Annotated in this window: 4 protein-coding genes and 2 pseudogenes; 4 read left to right on the top strand and 2 right to left on the bottom strand. The window is 41.9% G+C overall.

The genetic code is table 11. The features are described 5' to 3' along the window. Positions 1-452: 452 nt before the first annotated feature. Both resA and KNP71_RS15560 read right to left on the bottom strand, forming a co-directional pair. Positions 453-997 (bottom strand): annotated as a pseudogene (resA, locus tag KNP71_RS15565) (thiol-disulfide oxidoreductase ResA). 38 nt (positions 998-1,035) lie between these two features. Then, the gene (locus tag KNP71_RS15560; protein WP_029595520.1) at positions 1,036-1,743 is read right to left on the bottom strand and encodes a cytochrome c biogenesis CcdA family protein; all 708 of its coding nucleotides are present in this window, start codon (positions 1,741-1,743) and stop codon (positions 1,036-1,038) included. Between the two features lie 230 nt (positions 1,744-1,973). Here KNP71_RS15560 and KNP71_RS15555 point away from each other — a divergent pair. The 4 genes and pseudogenes from KNP71_RS15555 to KNP71_RS15540 all read left to right on the top strand — a co-directional run. Continuing rightward, positions 1,974-2,399: pseudogene (locus KNP71_RS15555) on the top strand (YdhK family protein); the annotation flags it as partial. Positions 2,400-2,598: 199 nt separating this feature from the next. Continuing rightward, on the top strand, positions 2,599-4,050 hold the full coding sequence (locus tag KNP71_RS15550; protein WP_029595522.1) for a UDP-N-acetylmuramoyl-L-alanyl-D-glutamate--2,6-diaminopimelate ligase: 1,452 nt from the start codon (positions 2,599-2,601) through the stop codon (positions 4,048-4,050). Between the two features lie 25 nt (positions 4,051-4,075). Continuing rightward, the gene (locus KNP71_RS15545) at positions 4,076-5,236 is read left to right on the top strand and encodes a D-alanyl-D-alanine carboxypeptidase family protein (RefSeq protein ID WP_214720040.1); all 1,161 of its coding nucleotides are present in this window, start codon (positions 4,076-4,078) and stop codon (positions 5,234-5,236) included. Between the two features lie 143 nt (positions 5,237-5,379). Further along, a complete protein-coding gene (locus KNP71_RS15540; protein WP_125318013.1) occupies positions 5,380-5,859 on the top strand; it encodes a TVP38/TMEM64 family protein in 480 nt (159 codons plus the stop codon). Positions 5,860-6,013: the final 154 nt, after the last annotated feature.

Genomic DNA, 6,013 nt, shown 5'->3' with positions numbered 1-6,013 from the left:
ACGCAAAAACACCTCCGATGCTAGCACTTTTTTAAAGTGTACCACTGCGAAGGTGTTTTTATATTGTCTCAAAAATTTAGGTTAGCCCAAGCACTGCCGTTCCTATTCTCTTTTTTTTTCATGTAGATGCCCTCCGAATATGTCATTTTTTATTTTTTATTTTTTATAAGTATAACATTCTTAAAGTTTAACGAAAAAGTTTCGACTTTTTGTGCAGATATCTTGATTTCAAAACAGGTAATCCATTCCCTCTACAATTGACCCAAAAGGAATAATCCTTCCAATCGGTCCGGTGGAGGATCTTTGCCTGATTTTTATTTATAAATTTTCTACACCTGACATTTCTTTTCTTTCGGTTAGTCCACTTTAAAGAAATGTTTTTTTCTCGTTTTTTCTTTGCAGCATTTTTCAAAATAACGTGGCCCGCATTATGCTTGGGAAATTCAGAGGTATCAGCACGGTTTGATCTGTTCCATATAACTCGCGATATCCTCTTCGGACATTTCACCCGTAATAATTTTCTCGATTTTGCCCTCTTGATTGACTAACAGAGTAGTCGGCAATGGACGGATATTATAAGCTTCCATAACACTTTTGTCCTTATCGATAACAATCGGGAACGTTAAATTTCGCTGTTCAGCAAATTGTCTCACTTCATAATCGGATTGCGCAATATTGACAGCGAGTATCTCCACACCTTGATCCTTGTATACCTGGTACTGCTTTTCCATCAGCGGGAACTCTTTTTCGCACGGTTTGCACCAAGTACCCCAAAAGTTCACGAACACCCCCTGCCCTTTGTACTCAGACAGCTGATGCCGTTCCCCGTTCAAATCCGTCAACGCAAAATCGGGTGCCGAATCTCCAACTTGCAGCAATTCGTTTTTCTCTTTTGTTAATCCGTTGTAGATGGTAAATGCAATAGCGACAACCAGAATGAACAAATACTTGTCCTCATAATCAAGCGATTTCTCTTTTTATCCTTTTTAGCAGCCATACACTGTCACGTCCTTCCTAGATGCTGGGTTGAGTCCATTAAAACCCTGTAAATCCACCCGTAAATTGCGATAAAAAAGCGATGATTTCTGTCAGCATGTCAAAGTAAAGTAAAACGCCCATCAGAATCATTAATGCTCCTCCTATTGACATGAAAAGAGCGCTCTTCTTCTTCAAGAAAGTCATTTTCTCAATAAAAAACGACATCAAGAGAAAAGGAATGGAAAATCCCAGAACGTAAAACAGCATATAGAGTAAGCCACTGTCCGGATCCGCTACTCCGAGTGCAATAACTCCTGCAAGTATGGGACCGGTACACGGGGTCCATCCAGCTGCAAAACCAATGCCGATCAGAACAGAACCCGCGTATCCGGAGGGCCTTTTCTGGAACTGTAATTTCTTATCCGACAGCAGGAAGTCGAATTTCAGAATACCGGTTAGGACCAAGCCAAAAAACACCATCAAAATAGCGCCCAATTGACGTAGAAGAACTTGATATTCCAAGAAGAAGTTTCCGATAAGCGAAGTCGACAAGCCCAACGCTAAAAAAATGATGGAGAAACCTATCAAAAATAGAACCGTATGAATCAAAGCCGTGCTCCTCATCATTCCCTTGCCCGTCTTTAACTCATTGACTGAAACTCCAGTAAGGTAGGATAAAAAAGCCGGATACAAAGGAAGGGAGCATGGAGAGATAAATGATAAAAGCCCTGCGCCAAACGCAAGATACAAACTAATTTCCGCCACTTGTACACCTCCTATTACAGTAAGTTGAATCCTCTTCTTTATCATTTTTGTATCCCTTAAGGAATCAAATGAAATTTTCTATATAAGACTCGGGGAATTTCAAGGTATGTAAAATTAAATACAGCCCCTCTCTTAACTTCTACTTCCCCGTGCTTGCTTAACCGTTCCAGAAGACGTCAACCAATCCAGTTTACCGATTAATTCTTGATTTTCTGTGCAGTTTCTTCTATTCCGGTTCAGGTGAAGTCCCGGAAGATTTGCAGGAAGCCGAAAATCCAACCTTTGAAGTTGGAAGCCAGGCGATTATTGAAACCGATCATATGGAAGGCATGAAAGGTGCTGAAGCCACAATTGTCGGGGCTTATGATACAACCGCCTATGCAGTGACCTATACGCCGACGGACGGAGGCGAGCCGGTTGAAAATCACAAATGGGTGATTCACGCAGAATTGGAAAATCCAGGTGATGAACCATTGGAAACGGGCGATGAAGCGGCCATTGCCGCTGACCATATGGAGGGAATGGACGGCGCAACGGCTACGGTTGATTCTACCGAAGAAACGACCGTCTATATGGTTGATTTCGTCCCGACCACCGGAGGCGAGGAAGTCACCAATCATAAATGGGTGACTGAAAGCGAACTGTCACCCGAATAAAAGCGCCAAAACCCGGGATCTTGTCAACAAGATCCCGGGTTTTTATCTGTAATGGTTCATAAAGGATTCGATTTCGTTTGTATTACAAAAACATTAAGTTTTAGTAGTTAGGCTTCCCGTATAAATTCTGCACATTTTTTCAACATTTTTATAATAGAATAAATCAAATTTAAATAGTTTTAGAGAGGTCACCAAATCTATGAAAACAAATCAGCTTTTGAACGAATCCGGTCTGATCTCCCGATTAGATTCCAGAATATTAGAATTAGACATCAAGGGGATTGCCGATAACTCAAGCGATGTGGCAAAAGGTTTTGTGTTTGTTGCTATTAAAGGATTTGAAATTGATGGTCACGGGTTTATTGACCAGGCAATTGAAAAAGGGGCAGCCCTTGTCATCGGAGAACAAGGAATTACCCGGTTAGGTGTCCCTTATTTACAGGTGGAAAATAGCCGGAAAGCGCTTGGCATCCTGGCCAGGAATTTTTATGGCCGTCCATCTGACCAGAAAATAATGATTGGAATTACGGGCACCAACGGAAAAACGACGACGAGCTATATGCTCCAGCACTTTCTGGAAAGCAACGGTATGAGTTGTTCTGTCATCGGTACCAACCAAAATATTATCAATGGCGAAAAAATGAAAAGCTCGAACACCACACCAAATTCACTCGCTCTCCATAAACTGTTGACCCTCAGTCAGGATGAGGTCGTCATTATGGAAGTTTCTTCTCATGGACTGGCCCAGTATCGGTTAGAAGGCATTGAATTTGATTACGGCTTGTTCCTCAATCTTCACCATGAACACCTGGATTATCACAGTTCCATGGAAGAATATTTTCAGGCGAAGCTTACAATGTTCAATCAGATGAAAGAACATGGGATTGCTGTAGTGAATACAGATAATGAGTGGGGACGAAAGCTCTGTGGAATCCTGCAAACAAAGGGAAAACCGATTTATGCAATTGGCACATCCACTGAATGCAACCTGCGTGTTGCAAAATTTCATTCACTGTCCTCCACTATGCGGGTGATTGAAAGTAACGAAACGTATCAAATGGTCGCTGCCATGACCGGAATGCACAATATGTATAACACCTTAATGGCCTACGGAACATCATTGTTGCTGGGTATCCCCAAAGAAAAGCTCTTAAACTCCATTCACCATTTCAAGGGAGTCGATGGACGCTTTGAGGTCACGAAACTGGCCAAGGGCTCGATCGTTATTGTGGATTATGCCCATACTCCGGATGCCATCTCTTACTGCCTGGAAACTGCAAAATCACAAGGGGCCCAACGAATAACCCATATTTTCGGCTTTCGTGGAAATCGAGATGCCAGCAAGAGAAAGCACATGCTATCCATATCTGCTGAAATGAGTGACCGCTACATTTTAACGTTGGACGACCTGAACAATGTTTCTCCAGGAGATATGCTGGAAGTTTTAAACCAACTAAATGAAACATACGGCAACTCAAAAGGCAGCATCGTTCCAGACCGTACACTCGCCATTCAGCAAGCAATCCATGAAAGCAAGGAAGGCGACTGGATTGTGATTACCGGTAAAGGACACGAGAAATACCAGCAAACCTTTCATTTACCGACTGATTCGGACCGGGAAACCGTCAATTATATAATAAAGCAGAACTAAAATAATCACTCAGGAGGGAGTAGTTATGAAAAAACTAAGTGTTGTTTCAACCATTTTAATCATGATCAACACTTTAATCGTTTCGTCCGTTTTCAGTAAAACTGATGACCCTTCCCTGCCAAACGTATCCAGTGAAGCAGCTATTGTCATGGAAGCAACGACTGGAGAAATCCTCTATGAAAAAAATGCACAGTCGCAGATGTATCCTGCCAGCCTAACAAAAATTGCCACAGCCATTTATGCAATTGAAAACAGAAAATTAAATGATGTTGTAACCATCAGTAAAAAAGCACGCAATACGGAAGGCACCCGTGTTTATTTGGAAGAGGGAGAACAAGTGACTTTAGAAAAACTGTTGCTGGGCCTCTTAGTCAACTCTGGAAATGATGCCGGCGTCGCCATTGCTGAACACATCAGCGGCAGCGTTGAGTTATTTTCTGCTGATATGAATTTATATTTAGAAGATGTAATTGGCCTGCGGAATACGAACTTCGAAAATCCCCACGGTCTTTTTGATCCCGAGCATGTTACGACAGCCGAAGATTTAGCGAAGTTAACCCGATATGCGATGAAGAACGATGAATTCATGAAAATATTTGGAACAAAAGAACTGCCCTGGAACGGTGAATCCTGGGATACCACGCTTTATACCCACCACAAACTATTAAGGGAAAAACCTTATGAAGGCGTTACGGGTGGTAAAACCGGGTTTGTGCCAGAAGCAGGCGTCACGCTGGCCACGACAGCCAAAAGAGAAAACCTGAATTTAATTGTCGTCACCTTAAAAAGCGACACAGAGGCAGAAGCTTATGCTGACACTATTCAACTTTTGGATTTTGGATTTGAAAATTTTAAAACAGTGAGCATTCCGAAAGAAAGCAGCTTTTTTGCCGGTGATGTGGAATACATTACGCCAGGCGATTTCTTTTATACACACCAAACAGATGAGCAAGTGACAATCGCTGTAAAAGAAGATGGACTATTAAGGATTACTGATCAGGATGGCACTCTTTTGTCTTCTTATCAGTTTCCCGTTGTCAGTGCTTCTGAGACAAACCTTCCTTCTAATTCTGAAGACGTTCGCACATTTTTCCCACCTGGGATTTTAAGTTCAATCTATTTGTTCCTCCTCGTCGTTGGCTTTTCAGGATTAGTGTATTACCGAATTCGAAAAAAACGGATATAGAACGCACTTCTCTATCTTAAAATTTCATTCAACTGAACTTTTATATACCATCAATTTTTTAAACAGCGCAGGAGGCGGATTATACCATAAACACTCAGTTCCCCGTTTTAGAATTTCTGCTGCTTCTCATTTTCAACATAAGTATGGGTGCAGTTGGCTTTTTCCCAAGCTTTTTGCTCACGTCTCTCAATATCAGTTCTTTAGGGTTAACCATTGGCGTCATCCTTTCTTTGTCGGGGGAGATTTTTGGCGCTATCGTCGGATTTTACCTATATCGATATGGGTTTTCAAAAGTTAATCCAAAGTGGTTAAAGCGGCCGTTCTGGAGGTACATCCAGAGTTCTTCAATAAGCCGCGTCTTCTGGGCAATCATCTTGCTGCGCTTAATTCCTTTTGTCCCATCAGGTCTGGTAACAGCAGGGGCGGCCTTGACGCCCATTCCAGGTGGCTTATTCATTATTGCCAGCACCATCGGTAAAATTCCGGCCGTTTCTCTTGAAGTGGCTGTTGTTTATGGCCTTGTAGAATCCATACATCCCGGTTATCAGTACGGCTTATTTATTTTGATCTTTCTATCGTTTCTAGTGATCTGGGCAAAGAACAAAAGAAAAAATTCTTTGTAATTTTACCCCCTGTTTGAGAAAACTTCGATAAATTCATCCTCTTTTTCTGGCTCATCACCATAACTCGTGGTTGCTATTTTAACGACCAAGCTCGAAGCGTAATCTCAAAAAGAAACGTTCGAGGTTTCGGTAGCCATAACCACGGCGTTTGATA

The sequence above is a fragment of the Exiguobacterium sp. s56 genome, from assembly GCF_018618255.1.
In the GTDB taxonomy this organism is placed as follows: domain Bacteria; phylum Bacillota; class Bacilli; order Exiguobacteriales; family Exiguobacteriaceae; genus Exiguobacterium; species Exiguobacterium chiriqhucha.
Note: the sequence above shows the minus strand (reverse complement) of the source record. Positions and strands in the feature narration are given on the sequence as shown.

Coding starts and splice junctions, on each gene's coding strand:
- KNP71_RS15545 (WP_214720040.1), top strand. CDS start 4,076: ATGAAAAAACTAAGTGTTGTTTCAACCATTTTAATCATGATCAACACT.
- KNP71_RS15550 (WP_029595522.1), top strand. CDS start 2,599: ATGAAAACAAATCAGCTTTTGAACGAATCCGGTCTGATCTCCCGATTA.
- KNP71_RS15540 (WP_125318013.1), top strand. CDS start 5,380: ATGGGTGCAGTTGGCTTTTTCCCAAGCTTTTTGCTCACGTCTCTCAAT.